1 protein-coding gene is annotated in these 1442 nt (G+C 67.3%); it reads right to left on the bottom strand.

All coding sequences use genetic code 11. The features are described 5' to 3' along the window. Positions 1-135: 135 nt before the first annotated feature. Positions 136-1380, bottom strand: coding sequence for an IS701 family transposase (locus G9Q41_RS21410; protein WP_165634027.1), 1245 nt, complete (start codon positions 1378-1380; stop codon positions 136-138). Between the last annotated feature and the right edge of the window lie 62 nt (positions 1381-1442).

Below are 1442 nucleotides of genomic sequence, written 5' to 3'. Positions count from 1 at the left end.
TAGGGCTTTGTTAAGTGGGTAATCGTTGCTGGTCAGGGAAGTTCCAGCTGGCTGGCGGGGGTTGGTGGCAGGTGGGGCAAGCGCCGGTCCAGACCGCCAGCAGGGTCTGCAGATGTTTCAGGACTGCGTAGAGGGTCAGGCCGGCGCAGGGGCTTTTGGGTCGTAGCGCAGCTGGGTGCCGATGGCTTGGGCGAGGCTGACCAGGGTGACGTGGCGATACCAGCCGGCCAGGCTGCGGCCTTCGAAGTGATCGAGACCGAGACCGTGTTTGAGTTCGCGGTAGTCGTGTTCGACGCGCCAGCGCAACTTGGCCAGCTGCACCAGCTCGCGCAGGGGTGTGTCGGCGTCCAGGTTGGACATCCAGTAGTCGGTGGGCTCCGGTTCGCCGGCGGGCCATTCGGCGAGCATCCAGCACGCTGGGAGGCTGCCGTCGGTATCGCGGGAAATCTGGCGGTTGGCCGGACGTACCCGTAGTGTCAGAAAGCGGGAGCGCATGGCTCCGGTGCGGTTGTTGGGGGTTTTCTTGCTGCCGTGGCGCCAGGTCACCTGATGCAGGCTTTTCCGGCCGGCGGCCAGCGCGAGCTCACGCAGGCTGGCCGGTTTACTCGGATAGCCGGGCCGGGGTGGGCGCCCGGTGCCTGAGTACTCCGGCGTTTCCACGACCGCGTCGCCGGGCTGCGCGCTGGTGCTGGCCCCCACCGCGACGACATAGTGCAGCCCTCGCTGGGCCAGGCCCAAGCGAAAAGCGGTGGCATCGCCGTAGCCGCTATCGGCGACCACCGGATGCGTGGGCAGCTGCCACGTATTGGTGGCCTCGTCGAGCATGTCCAGCGCCAGCCGCCACTTCTCCCGATGCCGCACCTGCTCGCCGATGCGGGCCCGGCCCCGACGGCGCCGGATCGTCGCAGCAGCCTCGACCGTGTCGGCATGCTGATCGTCCCAACTGGCCGGCAGGAACAGTCGCCAGTTCACCGCCGCCGAGGCCCAATCCGTAGCGGCATGCAGACTCACCCCGATCTGACAGTTGGCCGTCTTGCCCAACGTGCCCGAATACTGCCGGGCCACCCCGGGCGAGTCATGCCCGTCCTTGACGAAGCCGGTGTCATCCAGCACCCAGGCCCGAGGCTCGATGAAGTCCTCGGCCCAGCCGGCCAGCCGCCGCCGCACCGCGGCATCGTCCCAGGTCGAGGAGGAGATGAACTGCTGCAACCCCTGGTGATCCACCCCGAGACGCTCGGCCATGGGCTGCATCGACTTGCGCTGCCCATCCAGCAACAACCCCCGCAGATACCACTCACCCTTGGCCCGCTGATCCCGCCGCGGCAACCCCGCCAGCATCTGCCCCGCGAACTCCTCGATCCGCGGAGCCACAACCTGCATCTCCTCCGGTGTCACACCTCCATCATCACACCCACCACCAACGAGTTAACAAAGCCCTACTA

The organism is Actinopolyspora sp. BKK2, assembly GCF_011291845.1.
Classification (GTDB): Bacteria; Actinomycetota; Actinomycetes; order Mycobacteriales; family Pseudonocardiaceae; genus Actinopolyspora; species Actinopolyspora saharensis.
Note: the sequence above shows the minus strand (reverse complement) of the source record. Positions and strands in the feature narration are given on the sequence as shown.